Genomic DNA, 15,381 nt, shown 5'->3' with positions numbered 1-15,381 from the left:
GCTTCTCAGCTCTGCATCAGCCTCTTGGCCCGCGCGATCGCCATCAGGATGCCCAGCCCCGATCCCAGCGTCACCATCGCAGTGCCGCCGTAGCTGATGAAAGGCAAGGGCACGCCCACGACCGGAAGAATGCCGCTGACCATGCCCATGTTCACGAATGCATAGGTAAAGAAGATCATCGTCACCGCTCCGGCCAGGAGGCGCGAGAACAAGGTGGGCGCGTCCAGCGCGATGGCCAGTCCACGGAAGATCAGGAATATGAAGCCCGCGATCAGCGCCAGGTTGCCTGCAAGGCCGAACTCCTCGGAATAGGCGGCGAAGATGAAGTCCGTGGTGCGCTCTGGAATGAACTCCAGGTGCGTCTGCGTGCCCTGCATGAAGCCCTTGCCGCCAATCCCGCCGGAGCCGATGGCGATCATGCCCTGGATGATGTGGAAGCCTTTGCCCAGCGGGTCCTTGGTCGGGTCGAGCAGCGTGCAGATGCGCTGCTTCTGGTAGTCGTGCAGGACGCGCCAATCCACGCCGTCGGCGCACAGTTGCGATTCGAAGCCCACGATCAGCGACACCGCGATCGCTGCGATGATCACAGGCGGAATGATCAGCTTCCACGAGAGGCCGGCAAAGAAGATCACCGACAGGCCGGCGGCCAGGACCAGCAGTGCCGTGCCCAGGTCGGGCTGCTTCATGATGAGCCCGACGGGCACCGCCAGCAGCACTGTCGCGACCACGAAGTCCAGTGGGCGAAGCTGGCCTTCGCGACGCTGGAACCACCAGGCCAGCATCAGCGGCATGGCGATCTTCAGGATCTCGCTCGGCTGGATCACCATGCCGACATTGATCCAGCGGGTGGCGCCCTTCTTGGTGATGCCGAACAGCGCCACCGCGACCAGCAGCCCCACGCCCACCACGTAGATCGGCACGGCGAAGAACATCAGTCGCTGCGGCGGCACCTGTGCCACCACGAACATGATGAAGCCGGCCAGCAGCATATTCCGGCCGTGATCCATGAAGCGCGTGCCGTGGTCGTAACCGGACGAGTACATGGTCAGCAGCCCGGCGCAGGCCAGCAGCAGCACCGCGAAGGCGAGAAAGCCGTCGAAGCCCTGGAACACGGGCGCGATGCGTCGTGCGAAGGACGGCTGGTGGAACACGGCAGACATGGGCGCGGATTATCCGCTGGCGCCGCCTGCTTCACCGACAATCGCGGAAGCACTGCGGCCCTTGAGTAAGACAAAGGCATGAACCTCGCGCCCGCCACCCACCTGCTGTACCTCCACGGCTTTCGTTCCTCGCCGCAGTCCACCAAGGCACGGCAGATGGCGCAGCGTGTCCGCGAGCGGCATCCGCAGGTGCACTGGTGGTGCCCGCAGCTGCCGCCTTCGCCGCAGGCGGCCATCGACCTGGTCATGCGAGGCATCGCGCAATGGCCGCGCGACGGCATGGCAGTCGTCGGCTCCTCGCTGGGCGGCTTCTATGCCACCTACGTGACCGGCCTGACGCGCTGCCGCGCGGTGCTGCTGAACCCGGCCGTGCATCCGGCGCGGGACCTGGCGAACTACATCGGCGAGCAGACGGCGTGGCACGATCCGTCCGACCATTTCTATTTCTGCCCCGAGTACATCGACGAGTTGCGCGCGCTCGACGCCGGCCCGCTGGCGCAGCCGGAACGCGTCTTCGCCGTCATCGCCAAGGGGGACGAGCTGCTGGACTGGCGGGAAATGTCGGCCCGCTATCCCGGCAGCCGCATCAAGCTGCTGGACGGCGGTGACCACGCCCTGTCCGATTTCGAGCGCAATCACCTGGACGAGACGATGGCCTTCATCGATCCAGTCTGAGGCGCGGCGCGCGCCGGCCCCCATGGGACAATCCGCCCCATGTTTGTATTGTTCGAAGAAGCCGGCAAATACCTGGGCGGCCGTGTCCTGTCGGAGGCGGAGTCCTCGGCACAGGTGGAGCTCGATTCCGGCAAGCGCGTCAAGGTGAAGGCCGCCAACATCGTGCTGCGCTTCGAGAAGCCGGCGCCGGCCCAACTGCTCGATGAAGCCCGCGCGCTCGCCGCCGGCATGGACCTCGACCTGGCCTGGGAATTCGCCCCCGAAGGGGAATTCGGATTCGCCGAGCTGGCCTCCGACTATTTCCAGGCCCAGCCCGCTCTGGCGCAGCAGGCCGCTTCGCTGCTGGCGCTGTTCGAGGCGCCGCACTACTTCCGCCGCGCCGGCAAGGGCCGGTTCAAGAAGGCGCCGACCGAGATCGTGCAGCAGGCGCTCGCCGCCATCGAGAAGAAGAAGCTGGTGCAGGCCCAGATTGCCGGATGGGCGGCGCAGCTCGGCGCCGGCGAGTGCCCCGCGCCGGTGCGCGAGCAGCTGTACAAGATCCTCTTCAAGCCCGACAAGAACGCGCCCGAATACAAGGCCGTCGTGGAGGCCGCGCGTTCCACGCAGCGCCCGCCCCTCGAACTGCTGCAGCGCGCCGGAGCCATCGACTCGCCCTACCAGTTCCACTGGCGCCGATTCCTCTTCGAGAACTTCCCCAAGGGCACCGGCTTCCCGGTGCTCAAGGCCCCGGCCATCGCCGACGAGCTGCCACTCGCCGAGGTGCAGGCCTTCTCGGTCGACGATTCCCATACCACCGAGATCGACGACGCGCTTTCGGTCAATCGCCTCGGCAGCGGCACGGTGCGCGTCGGAATCCACATCGCGGCGCCGGCCCTTGCGCTGGCGCCCGGCAGCCCGATCGACCAGGTGGCGCGCGCGCGCATGTCCACCGTCTACATGCCCGGCCACAAGATCACCATGCTGCCCGACGAGGTGGTGGAAACCTACACCCTTCAGGAAGGCCGCGACTGCCCGGCTGTCTCGCTGTATGCCGACTTCGACGAGGCCACGCTGGCACTGAAAGCCACGGAGACCCGCCTCGAGCGCGTGCCCATCGTGGCGAACCTGCGGCACGACCAGCTCGACGGCTTCATCACTCAAGCCTGGCTCGAAGACGCCTCGGTCGTCAGCGCGGGCACGCCCGAGGTGGCCGTGCGCCTGCGCGAGCCGCTGTCTTTCCTGTTCCGACTGGCCAAGCAGCTGAAGGCGCAGCGCGAGGTGGTGCGCGGCAAGCCTGAGAGCTTCAACCGGCCCGACTACAACTTCCGCTTGACCGACGCGCAGGGCGAGCCCACCGGCGACGAGCGGGTGCAGATCACGACGCGCCAGCGCGGCGCGCCGCTGGACCTGATCGTGTCCGAGGCGATGATCCTGGCCAACAGCAGCTGGGGCAGCTGGCTCGGCGAGCTCGGCGTGCCGGCCCTCTACCGCAGCCAGGCCAGCCTGGCACCCGGCATCAAGGTGCGCATGGGCACCAAGGCGCTTCCGCATGCCGGACTCGGCGTGAAGAGCTACGCCTGGAGCACCTCTCCACTGCGCCGCTACACCGACCTGGTGAACCAATGGCAGATCATCGCGGCGGCGCGCCATGGCAAGACCGCCGCGCTGGCAGCGCCCTTCAAGCCCAAGGACGCCGATCTGTTCTCCATCCTCTCGGGCTTCGATGCCGCCTATGCCGCCTACAACGCGCACCAGGGCGCCATGGAGCGCTTCTGGACGCTGAAGTACCTCGAGCAGCAGGGCATCTCCGAGCTCGATGCGACGCTGATCAAGGACGTGCCCAACGGTGCCCTCGCGCGTGCCGACGCACTGCCGCTGGTGTTGCAGGTCACCGGCAACCAGGGCCTCGCGCGCGGAGCCCGCGTGCGCGTCAAGCTCGGTGAGGTCGACGAGATCGCCCTCGATGTGCACGGCACCGTCATCGAGCGCCTCGATGCCGCGCCGGCCGAACCAGCGGCCGAAGAGGAAGGCGACGAAGAGGAAGTCGCCGGGCCGATTGCCATTGCGGTGGACCTGGCCGACGGCGACGAGGCGCCTGCGCCCTCGAAGGTGCCTGCATGAACCTGCGCGACCTGAGCAGGCTGCAGCTCGCGCTCGGCATCTCGGTCGCCGCGCACGCCCTCCTGCTCGCGTTTCGCTTTGCCGATCCCGAGTCCTTCAACCGCGTCTTCACCGAGACGCCGCTGGAGGTCATCCTGGTCAACGCCAAGACCAACGATCGTCCCGAGAAAGCCGTGGCCATCGCCCAGAGCTCGCTGGCCGGCGGGGGCGACCTCGAACGCGGGCGCGCCACCAGCCCGCTTCCGCCCTCCACCTTCACCACCATCGGCGACTCGATGGAAGACGCGCAGCGCCAGGTCGAGGCCATGCAGGCCCAGCAAATGCTGCTGCTGACACAGATCAAGGAGCAACTCGCCGCAATGCCACTGCCGGACCCGCGGCACCAGGGCAACCCCAGCGAGAACGCCGCGCGCGAGGAAAAGCGCCGCCAGCTGGTCAAGATCCTGGCCGAGATCGAGCGCCGGGTGAACGAGGAGAACGCGCGCCCCAAGAAGCGCTACCTCAGCCCGGCCACGCGTGAGGCTACCTACGCTGTCTACGTGGACGCGCTGCGCCGCAAGATCGAGGCGCGCGGCACCGCAAACTTCCCGGAGCTCGCCGGCAAGAAGCTCTATGGCGAGCTCACGATGATGGTGACGGTCAACTTCGACGGCGCGATCCTCGGCACCGAGGTCATCGAAGGGTCGGGCAATTCCACGCTTGACCGGCGCGCGCAGGCCATCGTTCGCAGCATCGGCAGCTTCGGCAAATTCACGGACGCGATGCGGCGGCAGACCGACCAGATCGTGCTGCCTTCGCGCTTCAAGTTCACGCGCGACGAGACGCTCGAGGCCCAGGTCTCCTCGTCGTCCAAGCAGTGAGCGAGCGAGACACCATGGACCTTTACTGTGTGATGGGCAACCCGGTCGAGCACAGCCGCTCGCCCTGGATTCACGCGCGCTTTGCCGAACTGACCGGCCAGGTGCTGGATTACGGCCGCCGCCTGGTGCCGCTCGACGGCTTCGAGGCGGCCGTGGCAGCGTTTCGCGCCGAGACAGCCGGCACGGCGCGCGGCTGCAACATCACCGTGCCCTTCAAGTTCGAGGCCGCAGCGCTGGCGCAGCACCTGAGCCCCCGCGCCATGCTGGCGCGCGCGGTCAACACGCTGCGCTTCGACGTGGACGGCATCCACGGCGACAACACCGACGGCGCCGGGCTCGTGGCAGACATCACGCAGCACGCCGGCGTCACACTGGCGGGCCACGAGCTGCTGCTGCTGGGCGCCGGCGGTGCCGCGGCCGGCGTGCTGGGCCCGCTGCTGGAAGCCGGCCCGCGCCGCGTGGTGGTGGCCAACCGCACGCTCGCCAAGGCGATCGCCCTGGTGCGGCACCATGCGGCACTTGCGCTGCAGCACGGCATCACCCTGGAAGCGCACGAACTGCAATCCGTGCCCGGCGAGTTCGACATCATGGTGAACGGCACCGCGTCCAGTCTCGCTGGGGGTGAAGTGCCGGTGAAGGCCCGCGTGCTGCGGCGCGGCGCACTGGCCATCGACATGATGTACGGCCCGGCGGCCGCCGGCTTCCTCGACTGGGCCCGCGAACATGGCGCCGTGCCGCGCGACGGGCTGGGTATGCTGGTTGAACAGGCTGCCGAGTCCTTCGCCTTCTGGCGCGGCGTGCGGCCGCCCTCGGCGCAGGTGCTCGCCGAGCTGCGCGCGGTGGTCGACCGCCAATGAAGGCCCTCCTGCGGTGGGTGCTCTGCCTGTTGTTCGCGGCGGTCGCGCTCGAGGTCTTCTTCATCGGGCGCATCGCCGCGATGGCGGTGTTCGATCCGCAGTCGACCGCTTTCCAGCGCTCAGAGGCCTGGCAGCTCGCGACCGAGGAGCGCAGCAACGGCGAGCGCGGCTGGAAACAGCGATGGGTGCCGTATGGCCAGATCGCCGACAACTTGAAGCGCGCCGTCATCGCGAGCGAGGACGGCGAGTTCATCTATCACAACGGCGTCGAGTGGGAGGCCGTCGAACGTGCGCGCCAGCGCAATGCCAGGGCCGAGCAGATCGCTGCCCGTCGCGCCGCACAGATGCGTGCGCGCGGCAAGGAGCCACGCGCGGTGCAACTGCGCGGCGGCTCGACCATCACGCAGCAACTCGCGAAGAACCTGCTGCTGTCGGGCGAGCGCACGCTGCTGCGCAAGGGCCAGGAGCTGGTGCTCGCGGTCGTGCTGGAACTGCTGCTGGACAAGCAGCGCATCCTGGAGATCTATCTCAACAGCGTGGAGTGGGGCGAAGGCATCTTCGGTGCCGAGGCGGCTGCGCAGCACTACTTCAGGAAACCGGCCTCGCGGCTCGGTACCCAGGAGGCGGCGCGGCTGGCGGTGATGCTGCCGAGCCCCAAGCTCTTCGAGCGGCGCTCCCAGTCTGCCTATCTTGCAGCCCGCGCGGCCACCATTGCGGCGCGCATGCCCTCGGCCGAGCTGCCCTGATCTGACACGCAGCTCGGGTCTTGGCGTGGCACCGGCTGGGGGTAGGCGAGGAGAAATCTGGAGCGGGAAAAGAGTCTCGAACTCTCGACCTCAACCTTGGCAAGGTTGCGCTCTACCAACTGAGCTATTCCCGCGTTTGAAGGGTGCGAATCATAGCCGAGAAAAACACGCATGCGCGGCCCGTATCATCGCCGCCATGCTTGCAAAGTTCACGGGGTGGGTGTTGCTGGGCCTGATCCGGCTTCTCACCGGTGCCCAGGCGCGCTGGTGGGGCTGTCCGCCCAAGGCCGAGCAGCGCATCTACTTCGCCAATCACCAAAGCCATCTCGACCTGGTGATGATCTGGGCCGCGCTGCCGGAGGAACTGCGCAGCATCACACGGCCGATCGCGGCGCGCGACTACTGGGCCACGACGCCCTTCAAACGCTGGATCACCACCGAGGTGTTCAACGCCATCTACGTGGAACGCGGCGGCAGCGCGCCCGTGCCCACTCCCGTCGCGGCGCCGCGCGAACGCATCGAGCCCGTGTTCGAAGAGGCCATGCCGATGGTCTCCGAGCCGATCGAATCCGCCGATCCGGCGCCCATGCCGCAGCCGGGCAGCGCCGAAGCCCTGGTGCCGCTGCAGCCGCTGATCGATGCGCTCCAAAGCGGCGACTCGATCATCATCTTCCCCGAGGGCACGCGCGGCCACACCGGCGAGCCGCAGAAGTTCAAGTCGGGCCTCTACGCACTGGCGCAGATGTTCCCCGAGGCGGTGCTTGTCCCGGCCTGGATCGACAACGTGCAGCGTGTGATGCCCAAGGGCGAGGTGGTGCCGGTGCCGATCCTCTGCTCGGTCACCTTCGGCGAACCCATCCGGCTCGAAGAGAGCGAGGAGCGCCGCCCCTTCCTCGACCGAGCGCGCGAAGCCGTGGTCGCATTGCGCTACGTGTAGGGCCTGCCGACCGAATGAACGAATACCTTCGCCAGCTCTCGCCCACCCACCAGGTCGCGGCGCTGTTCTTTATCGTCTTCGGCCTGCTCGTCATGGTGAGCACCGTGGCTTTCCTGCTGACCTTCCGCGAGCGTCGCAACCCCCAGCACGACGAGCGCTGGCAGCGCGAACTGGCGCACTTCCGCGGGCTGCTGGGAACCACCTGGTTCATGGCGGTGATCTTCTGGATCGGCTGGGCGCTGGGGGAAACCGTGGCCACGGTGCTGTTCGCGCTGATCTCCTTCTTCACGCTGCGCGAGTTCATCACGCTGTCGCCCACGCGGCGCGGCGACCACCGCAGCCTGATCCTCGCCTTCTTCGTGGTGCTGCCGATCCAGTTCTGGCTGGTCGCGACGGCGCGCTTCGACCTGTTCACCGTGTTCATCCCGGTCTACGTCTTCCTCGCCATCCCGGTGGTGAGCGCGCTGGCCGACGACCCCCATCACTTCCTCGAGCGCAATGCGAAGCTGCAGTGGGGCATCATGGTCTGCGTCTATGGCATGAGCCACGTGCCGGCGCTGCTGCTGCTCTCCTTTCCCGGCTACGAGGGCAAGAGCGCATTCCTGGTGTTCTTCCTGGTTTTCGTGGTGCAGACCTGTGTCCTGGTGCAGCACCTGATCTCGCGGCGCAGCAGCGTGCCGGGCAGTGGGGACGAGGACGGCATCGAGCTACGTCGAGGCTTCCTGAGGCGAACCGGCGACTGGCTATTCAGGGACGCGCCGGCCGCACCGCACGTGAGCAGCAGTTTCAACTGGCGCAGCTGGGCCATCGGCATGGCGATCGCGAGCCTGGTCGGCGCGATGTTCTCGTTCGTCACCCCCTTCCGCTTCGGCCAGGCGCTGGCCGTCTCCCTGCTCGCCTGCGTGGCAGGCTCCATGGGTCACCTGGTGATGAAGGCGCTCAAGCGCGACCGCGGCATCCCCAACTGGGGCGGGCGCGGCATGGGCGTGACCGGCGCCAACGGCCTGCTGGACCGCGTCGATGCGCTGTGCTTCGCGGCCCCGGTGTTCTTCCACTCGGTCCGCTGGTACTTCGACGCCTAGAACATGCGCATCCTCGGCATCGACCCCGGCCTGCAGACCACCGGCTTTGGCGTGGTGGACATGGACGGCCATGCGCTGCGCTACGTCGCCAGCGGCACCATCAGCACCCGCAGCGTGCTCAAGGGCGAACTGCCGGCGCGCCTCAAGGTGCTGTACGACGGCATCGGCGAGATCGTGGCGACCTACCGGCCCGATGCGGCGGCGATAGAAATCGTGTTCGTCAACGTCAATCCGCAATCCACCCTGCTGCTCGGCCAGGCGAGAGGCGCCTGCATCACTGCGCTTGTGACCAACGCCCTTCCCGTCGCCGAGTACACCGCCCTGCAGATGAAGCAGGCCGTCGCCGGCCATGGCCGCGCCGCCAAGCCTCAGGTGCAGGAAATGGTGCGACGCTTGTTGTCGCTGCCCGGCGTCCCGGGCAGCGATGCCGCTGACGCCCTGGGCATTGCGATCACCCACGCACACGTGGGCAGCTCGATGGCACGTATCGGCCAGGCGGCCGTGCTGATGCGCGGGACCCTCAGCGCGTACCGCGGAGGCCGCACGCGCTGATGGCGCCGGCGAAGCAATGACTGCTGCGCCGCCGCTGCTGCTCGCACTTGCCGGGCTGGCGCTCGCACTCGGTTTGGCCCTCCTGACATGGCTCGCCAGCCTCGTGCGCGGCGATGCGAGCCTGGCCGACCGGGCCTGGCCCTTCCTGATTGCGGGCCCGGCACTGCTCTACCTTGGGATGCAGCCCGGCACAGGTTCGCGCACCTGGCTCATGGCGGCCCTCGGGCTGGTCTGGGGGCTGCGGCTCGGCATCTACATCACCTGGCGCAACTGGGGGCATGGCGAAGACCGCCGCTACCGGGACATGCGGCAGCGCAACGAGCCGGGGTTCGGCTGGAAGAGCCTGTACCTCGTCTTCGGACTGCAGGCGGTTCTGGCCTGGATCGTCTCGGCCCCTTTCCTGGCCGCAGCCGACTCCGCGCGCCCGCCCAACTGGCTCGACGCCGCAGGTGCTTCCCTGGCCGCGTTCGGTATCGCGTTCGAGGCGATCGGCGATATGCAGCTCGCGCGCTTCAGGGCCGATCCCGCGCACCGCGGCGAAGTCATGGACCGGGGCCTGTGGCGCTACTCACGCCATCCCAACTACTTCGGTGAAGCTTGCGTGTGGTGGGGCTTCTGGTTGATGGCCCTTGGCGCATCGGGATTTCAAGCCCTGTGGAGCGCGATTTCGCCGTTGCTCATGACGGGGCTGCTGCTCGAGGTCTCGGGCGTGCGCCTGCTCGAGAAGGACATCGAGGAACGCCGGCCCGCCTACCGCGACTACATGGCACGCACCAGCGCCTTCGTGCCGGCGCCGCCTCGCAGGGAGCGTTCATGAATCTCGCAGGCGCAGCCGGCCGAGCCGGCACCCCAACGTGATCTGCGAACGGCTTTCGAGCGTAGAGAGCCCTGGGGTCGCCTCGGCTCCTTGGTCCCAGGAGCCTCCATGTTCATGCGCCAGTTCCTCACCGCCTATGCCAGCTCGGCCCTCGTGTTCCTGGCGCTCGACGCCGCCTGGCTGGGCACGATGGCCAGCCGCGTGTATCGGCCTGCGATCGGCCACCTCATGCGGCCCGACATGGACGTGAAAGCCGCCTTGACCTTCTACGTGCTGTATGTCGCTGGCATCGTGATCTTTGCCGTCGCGCCGGCGGTGGAGGCACGATCGTGGACCTCGGCTCTCGGGCGTGGCGCATTGCTCGGCCTGTTCGCCTATGCGACCTACGACTTCACCAATCAGGCCACGCTGAAGGACTGGCCTTGGCGGTTGACCCTCATCGACCTGGGCTGGGGCACCTTCGTCACGGCGGCGGCTGCAGCGGCGGGATGCCGCGCCGTGCTGGCTTTCGGCGGCGCCGCCCGCTGAGGCGTCGCGGCGGCTACATGCCGATCAACGCGGCCAGCGTTCGCGCCAGGCGGCCGTCGAAGCGCATGCGGCCCTCGACCGAGGCGAGACAGATGCAGTCGCCGCCGTCCTGCACCATCGGCTGGTGATGAACGGTGTCGTCGGCAGCATCGAAGTCCCCCGCACCGAACAGGTCGCGGCCGTCATGGAAAGCGCCATGCAGCACCTGCGTGAGCTCGCAATCGCTGTGCGTGTGAGGTGCCAGGCTCATGCCCGCGCCGATGCGCAGCAGGAACAGCTTGGCTTTCGGATCGGCCGGCAGCACCAGTCGGCTCCAGCGCATGCCAGGGCCCAGCCAGCGCCAGGGCGTGGCACTGCAGGCTTCGAGTGCGCGCGGCCAGGCCATGCCGGGCGGCAGTGGCGGTCGTGCGCGCGGCACCACGTCGGGGGCGCGCGTACGAAGCGGCGGGGCGTCAATGGCGGCCAGGGTCTTCGCCAATGCCTGGGAAGAGAGCGTCTCGGGCGGCAACGCCTCGAGCATCACGCCGCCGGCTATCTCCAGCGAATGCAGCCGGCCGCGGCAATCGGCGCACGTCTCCAGGTGGCTGGCCACGACCAGCTCGGGTCCGGCGGACAAAGTGCCCGCCGCCATCGACAGCAGCAGATCGTCCGGCGGATGGTGGCGGATCATGGTTCGAGCCCCTCGAGCAATCGCCGCAGGTGGTTCACCGCGAGGCGCACGCGCGACTTGACCGTGCCCAGCGGAAGCCCGAGCTCCTCCGCGATCCGGGCGTGGGGATGCTCTTCGAAGAAGGACAACCGCAGGATGTGCGCCTGGTCTTGCGAGAGCCGGGACATCGCCACTCGAACGCGCGACTCGCGCTGCCTGGCGAGCACCTGCTCGTCGAGACCGGGCAGCGGATCTGGAATCTGGCTCGCCTGATCGTCCTCATCGGCAACGGCACGGTTCGCCGGACGCCGGAGGTGGTCGACCCGCAGGTTGCGGGCAATGGCGAAGATCCAGGTGGACAGCCCCGCCCGTTCAGGGTCGAACAGGGCGGCCTTGCGCCAAAGGGTGACCATGGTTTCCTGCGTCAACTCTTCGGCCACGGCCTCGCCGGTGCCGCGCAGCATCAGGTAGGCCTTGACGCGCGGTGCGAAGTGCTTGAACAGCGCCGCGAAAGCCTGCCGGTCGCCGGCAAGGGCCACGGCTCTGAACAATGCGTTGAGTTCCTCGGGGGTCGGCACGGATCCTCGCCGCTCTTCCTTGGTCACGATCGACAGCCAGGGCGCTCGCAGTCCGGCGGGTCCGGAAGCGGCGTTCTCTGACTGTGGGGCGATGCGCATGCGGTTCTTACGCGTCGCGCGCGGCATTAGATCACAGCGTTTCGCGCAATCAGATCCAAAAGCGTCGCTGGCACGTACAACTCCCAGCGTCAAAACCGAAACCATCACCCACAAGGCCAGCCATGCGCCTCGCGAACGGCATCGAAGAGCATCCGCCATCCCCCGTGGGCCCGGACGGCCCCGTGCTCGACATTGCCGTCGTCGGCAGCGGCATCTCCGGCCTGTCGGCCGCCTGGCTGCTGGGGCAGCAGCACCAGGTGACGGTGTTCGAGGCCGATGGCCGGCCGGGCGGCCACAGCAACACGGTCGAGCTCTCCGGCCCCACCGGCGCCGTGGCGGTCGATACCGGGTTCATCGTCTACAACGAGGCGACCTACCCGAACCTGAGCGCGCTCTTCGCGCACCTCGGCGTGGCGACCGATCCCACCGATATGTCATTCGCGGTGAGCCTGGACGGCGGCGCCCTGGAGTACGCCGGCACGGACCTGCGCGCCCTGTTTGCCCAGCGTCGCAACCTGGTCAGCCCGCGCTTCTGGTCGATGCTGCGCGACGTGCTCCGCTTCTACCGGCGGGCGCCGGCGGACGCGGGGTCCGTCGGACTCATGCCGCTGGACGCCTACCTGGACCTGCACGGCTACGGCCGCGCCTTTCGCGAGGACCATCTCTATCCGATGGCCGCCGCCATCTGGTCCGCCTCGCCAGCGCGCATCGGCAAGTATCCGACCGAAGCCTTCGTGCGCTTCTGCGAAAACCACCAACTGCTGGCGCTCGGGCAGCGCCACGCGTGGCGCACGGTGCGGGGCGGCAGCCGACGCTATGTCGAGCGCCTGACGAAAGGGCTGGGACCACGCCTTCGCCTGGGCAGCGCCGTGGTCCAGGTGCAGGCCGGCGCGGGAGGCGTGCTCGTGCAGACGGCGGACCGGCCGGCGCCCGAGCGCTTCGACCACGTCGTGATCGCGACCCATGCCGACCAGGCCCTGCGCCTGCTGGCCGATGCGAACGCCGAAGAGCGAAGACTGCTCGGCGCGTTCGAATACACCCGCAACCACGCCGTGCTCCACGGCGACGCCACGGTGATGCCCCATCGACATCGCCTGTGGTCGAGCTGGAACTACACCGGAACGCGAGGGATTGCGGAAGCGCCTCGCGTGAGCTACTGGATGAACCGCCTGCAGCAGCTGCCCGGCGCCGCTCCCTTGTTCCTCACGCTGAATCCCAGGGACGAGCCGGCACAGGTGTTCCACACCGAGGTGTACGAGCATCCTCTCTTCGACGCCGCCGCGATCCGGGCCCAGCACGCGCTCTGGTCGCTGCAGGGCCGGCGCGGCGTCTGGTTTTGCGGCGCCTATTTCGGCGCGGGCTTCCACGAAGACGGGTTGCAGGCCGGACTCGCCGTTGCCGAGGCGCTGGGCGGCGTGCGCAGGCCCTGGGCAGTGGCCGACGAGTCGGGTCGCATTCACCGGCATGCGACGCTGGCCCGTGCTTCATGAGCGAACACTCCGCGCTCTACAGCGGCAGCGTCATGCACCAGCGGCTGCGGCCGGTGGTGCATCGGCTGCGCTACCGCGTGTTCTCGCTGCTGCTCGACCTCGACGAGTTGCCTCGGCTGGCAGACCGGCTGCGGTTCTTCTCTCTCGACCGCTTCAATCTCTTCAGCCTGCACCAGCGCGACCACGGCGCTGGCGGCGATCAGGGCTTGCGCCCCTACGTCGAAGATCAGCTCCACGCCGCAGGTTTCGCCACCGGCGGCGCCATCCGCCTGCTGGCCATGCCGCGCATCCTGGGCTACGCCTTCAATCCCCTGAGCGTCTACTTCTGCCACCACCCGGTCGGCGGCCTTCAGGCCATCCTCTACGAGGTCAACAACACCTTCGGCGAGCGGCACAGCTACCTCATCCCGGTGGACGAGGCGCATCGCCAGGCAGGCGAGCTCACGCAGCACTGCGCGAAACGCTTCCACGTCTCGCCCTTTCTTGCCCTCGACATGCGCTACCGCTTCGCCATCACCACCCCGCGAGAGCACGACGAACGGCTGCGCATCGCCGTGACGGCGAGCGACGGTGAGGGGCCAGTGCTCACGGCCTGCTTCGATGCACGGCGGCGCACGCTCGACGACCGGCAGCTGCTGCGTGCCTTCGTCGCCTTCCCGCTGCTCACGCTGAAGGTGATTGCGGCTATCCACTGGGAGGCCCTGCATCTCTGGGCCAAGGGCCTTCGGCTGCGTCGGCGTCCAGGCGCGCCCGAGCGGAAGGTCACCGTCGTCGACAACAAGCATTCATGAGCACCTCATCTCCCACGCCGCAAGACCCTTCGGGCCTGTTCGACGCGATGGCGACGGCCAAGCCCTCCATCGGCCCTTTGGCGGCCCTGGCCACGCGCCCATTGCGCCACCTGATGACGCGCCTGCTGCGCCGCCTGCACTTCGGCACGCTCTCGGTCGAGCTGCCGGACGGCGAACGCCTCGAGGGCCGTGGTGCCGCCCCGGGCCCGCACGCCTCGGTCGTGCTGCATCGCTGGCGCCCGCTGCTGCGTCTGCTGCTGCAGGGCGACATCGGCCTGGCCCGCTCGTACCGCGACGGCGACTGGTCGAGCCCGGACCTGGCCGCGCTGCTGGCGTCGGGCCTGCACAATGAGTCGAGCTGGGCCGGATCGCTCGAGGCCGCCCTGCCGGCACACTGGCTGCACCGGTTGCACCACCTCGCAAGGCGCAACACGCGCCGTGGCAGCCGCGAGAACATCGCCTTCCACTACGACCTCGGCAACGACTTCTATGGGAAGTGGCTCGACCAGGAGCTGATCTACTCGAGCGCGCTCTACACGCGCGGGGACGAGCCGCTCGAAGCCGCGCAGGCGGCCAAGCTCGACCGCATTCTTGATCTGCTCGCACTCGAAGCCGACGCCTCGGTGCTGGAGATCGGCTGCGGCTGGGGCGCACTTGCGGTGGCGATGGCGAGGCGCCATCGTGCGCGGGTGACCGGACTGACGCTGTCTCTGGAGCAATTGACGCATGCGCGCCGGCGTGCTGTCGACGAGGGCCTGGCCACGCGGCTGGACCTGCGCCTGCAGGACTACCGTGATGTCGGCGGACAGTACGACCGCATCGTCTCGATCGAGATGCTCGAAGCCGTCGGTGAAAGCTACTGGCCGCTGTACTTCAACACCCTGCGCCGCCGGCTGAAGCCTGATGGCGTCGCCGTGCTGCAGGTGATCACCATCGCCGACGCCCACTTCGATCGCTACCGCGAAGCTGCGGACTTCATCCAGCGCTTCATCTTTCCTGGCGGAATGCTGCCGCCGGAAGCTGCACTGCACGCGCATGCACAGCGCGCCGGCATGGTGCTGGAAAAGGCGCTGTCCTTTGGCGAAAGCTACGCGGCCACGCTGGTCGAATGGCGGGAGCGATTCCTGCGTGCCTGGCCCGACATCGAGAAACTGGGCTTCGACGCGTCCTTTCGCAGACTGTGGGAGTACTACCTCTGCTATTGCGAGGCCGGATTCCGTGCGGGGCGCGTCGATGTCGGTTTGTACAGGCTGAAGTTCCCGGCCAGCGCCTAGGCGACGCGCTCGGCAATGAGCACGGCGAAGAAACCCAGGGCCGCCAGCAGCGTCCACTTGAGCACGACCCAGCCGAAGCGCTTGTACTTGGGCTGACCGGTGCCCGCATAGAAGGCGAAGGAAGCGCCGGCCACGAGCAGCAGCAACAGGATGGCCCAGCGGAACAGCAGCATCGTGTGTCTTGGC

The 15,381-nt window shown here is 68.0% G+C and carries 17 protein-coding genes and 1 tRNA gene; 13 read left to right on the top strand and 5 right to left on the bottom strand.

Annotated elements, in window-relative coordinates; all coding sequences use genetic code 11:
* Positions 1-5 precede the first annotated feature (5 nt).
* Positions 6-1,160 carry a rod shape-determining protein RodA gene (gene rodA, locus G3W89_RS04815; protein ID WP_162573026.1) on the bottom strand — a complete coding sequence of 385 codons (1,155 nt, stop codon included), beginning with the start codon at positions 1,158-1,160 and terminating at the stop codon, positions 6-8.
* Positions 1,161-1,238: 78 nt separating this feature from the next.
* Between rodA and G3W89_RS04810 the strand changes: the two genes are divergently transcribed.
* Genes G3W89_RS04810 through mtgA form a run of 5 tightly spaced genes read left to right on the top strand, consistent with a single transcriptional unit; the run spans position 1,239 to position 6,398 of the window.
* A complete protein-coding gene (locus G3W89_RS04810) occupies positions 1,239-1,835 on the top strand; it encodes a YqiA/YcfP family alpha/beta fold hydrolase (protein WP_162573025.1) in 597 nt (198 codons plus the stop codon).
* A gap of 39 nt (positions 1,836-1,874) precedes the next feature.
* The gene (locus tag G3W89_RS04805) at positions 1,875-3,935 is read left to right on the top strand and encodes a ribonuclease catalytic domain-containing protein (protein WP_162573024.1); all 2,061 of its coding nucleotides are present in this window, start codon (positions 1,875-1,877) and stop codon (positions 3,933-3,935) included.
* Complete coding sequence (locus G3W89_RS04800) at positions 3,932-4,795, top strand: energy transducer TonB (RefSeq protein ID WP_162573023.1); 864 nt, start codon at positions 3,932-3,934, stop codon at positions 4,793-4,795. Before G3W89_RS04805 ends, G3W89_RS04800 begins: the two co-directional genes overlap by 4 nt.
* A gap of 14 nt (positions 4,796-4,809) precedes the next feature.
* Positions 4,810-5,652, top strand: coding sequence for a shikimate dehydrogenase (gene aroE / locus G3W89_RS04795; protein ID WP_162573022.1), 843 nt, complete (start codon positions 4,810-4,812; stop codon positions 5,650-5,652).
* On the top strand, positions 5,649-6,398 hold the full coding sequence (gene mtgA / locus G3W89_RS04790) for a monofunctional biosynthetic peptidoglycan transglycosylase (protein ID WP_162573021.1): 750 nt from the start codon (positions 5,649-5,651) through the stop codon (positions 6,396-6,398). The genes aroE and mtgA overlap by 4 nt, the downstream gene beginning before the upstream one ends.
* Positions 6,399-6,456: 58 nt before the next feature.
* Here mtgA and G3W89_RS04785 read toward each other — a convergent pair.
* Positions 6,457-6,532 (bottom strand) — tRNA-Gly (locus G3W89_RS04785).
* A gap of 62 nt (positions 6,533-6,594) precedes the next feature.
* On the opposite strand from G3W89_RS04785, the gene G3W89_RS04780 reads away from it, so the two are divergent.
* The 5 genes from G3W89_RS04780 to G3W89_RS04760 all read left to right on the top strand — a co-directional run bounded on the left by G3W89_RS04780 (position 6,595) and on the right by G3W89_RS04760 (position 10,314).
* Positions 6,595-7,335 carry a lysophospholipid acyltransferase family protein gene (locus G3W89_RS04780; RefSeq protein ID WP_162573020.1) on the top strand — a complete coding sequence of 247 codons (741 nt, stop codon included), beginning with the start codon at positions 6,595-6,597 and terminating at the stop codon, positions 7,333-7,335.
* 14 nt (positions 7,336-7,349) lie between these two features.
* Entirely contained in the window at positions 7,350-8,417 is a 1,068-nt protein-coding gene (locus G3W89_RS04775) for a phosphatidate cytidylyltransferase (RefSeq protein WP_162573019.1), read from the top strand.
* 3 nt (positions 8,418-8,420) lie between these two features.
* Positions 8,421-8,969, top strand: a complete 549-nt coding sequence (gene ruvC, locus G3W89_RS04770; protein WP_162573018.1) for a crossover junction endodeoxyribonuclease RuvC — start codon at positions 8,421-8,423, stop codon at positions 8,967-8,969.
* Positions 8,970-8,985: 16 nt separating this feature from the next.
* Positions 8,986-9,786 carry a DUF1295 domain-containing protein gene (locus G3W89_RS04765; protein ID WP_162573017.1) on the top strand — a complete coding sequence of 267 codons (801 nt, stop codon included), beginning with the start codon at positions 8,986-8,988 and terminating at the stop codon, positions 9,784-9,786.
* A gap of 108 nt (positions 9,787-9,894) precedes the next feature.
* Complete coding sequence (locus G3W89_RS04760) at positions 9,895-10,314, top strand: DUF2177 family protein (RefSeq protein WP_232076331.1); 420 nt, start codon at positions 9,895-9,897, stop codon at positions 10,312-10,314.
* A gap of 13 nt (positions 10,315-10,327) precedes the next feature.
* Here the strand turns inward: G3W89_RS04760 and G3W89_RS04755 are convergent, their stop codons facing one another.
* Positions 10,328-10,984, bottom strand: a complete 657-nt coding sequence (locus G3W89_RS04755) for a ChrR family anti-sigma-E factor (protein ID WP_162573016.1) — start codon at positions 10,982-10,984, stop codon at positions 10,328-10,330.
* A complete protein-coding gene (locus G3W89_RS04750; RefSeq protein WP_232076329.1) occupies positions 10,981-11,568 on the bottom strand; it encodes a sigma-70 family RNA polymerase sigma factor in 588 nt (195 codons plus the stop codon). The genes G3W89_RS04755 and G3W89_RS04750 overlap by 4 nt, the downstream gene beginning before the upstream one ends.
* Before the next feature lie 194 nt (positions 11,569-11,762).
* Here G3W89_RS04750 and G3W89_RS04745 point away from each other — a divergent pair, with 194 nt between their 5' ends.
* Genes G3W89_RS04745 through G3W89_RS04735 form a run of 3 tightly spaced genes read left to right on the top strand, consistent with a single transcriptional unit; the run spans position 11,763 to position 15,195 of the window.
* The gene (locus G3W89_RS04745; RefSeq protein ID WP_162573015.1) at positions 11,763-13,130 is read left to right on the top strand and encodes an NAD(P)/FAD-dependent oxidoreductase; all 1,368 of its coding nucleotides are present in this window, start codon (positions 11,763-11,765) and stop codon (positions 13,128-13,130) included.
* On the top strand, positions 13,127-13,921 hold the full coding sequence (locus tag G3W89_RS04740; RefSeq protein ID WP_162573014.1) for a DUF1365 domain-containing protein: 795 nt from the start codon (positions 13,127-13,129) through the stop codon (positions 13,919-13,921). Before G3W89_RS04745 ends, G3W89_RS04740 begins: the two co-directional genes overlap by 4 nt.
* Entirely contained in the window at positions 13,918-15,195 is a 1,278-nt protein-coding gene (locus G3W89_RS04735) for an SAM-dependent methyltransferase (RefSeq protein WP_162573013.1), read from the top strand. Before G3W89_RS04740 ends, G3W89_RS04735 begins: the two co-directional genes overlap by 4 nt.
* On the opposite strand, the gene G3W89_RS32935 is transcribed toward G3W89_RS04735, so the two are convergent.
* A complete protein-coding gene (locus tag G3W89_RS32935) occupies positions 15,192-15,368 on the bottom strand; it encodes a hypothetical protein (protein ID WP_174258234.1) in 177 nt (58 codons plus the stop codon). The two genes, G3W89_RS04735 and G3W89_RS32935, sit on opposite strands and share 4 nt — an antisense overlap.
* Positions 15,369-15,381 lie beyond the last annotated feature (13 nt).

This window comes from Variovorax sp. PBL-H6 (assembly GCF_901827155.1).
Lineage (GTDB): Bacteria > Pseudomonadota > Gammaproteobacteria > Burkholderiales > Burkholderiaceae_C > Variovorax.
Note: the sequence above shows the minus strand (reverse complement) of the source record. Positions and strands in the feature narration are given on the sequence as shown.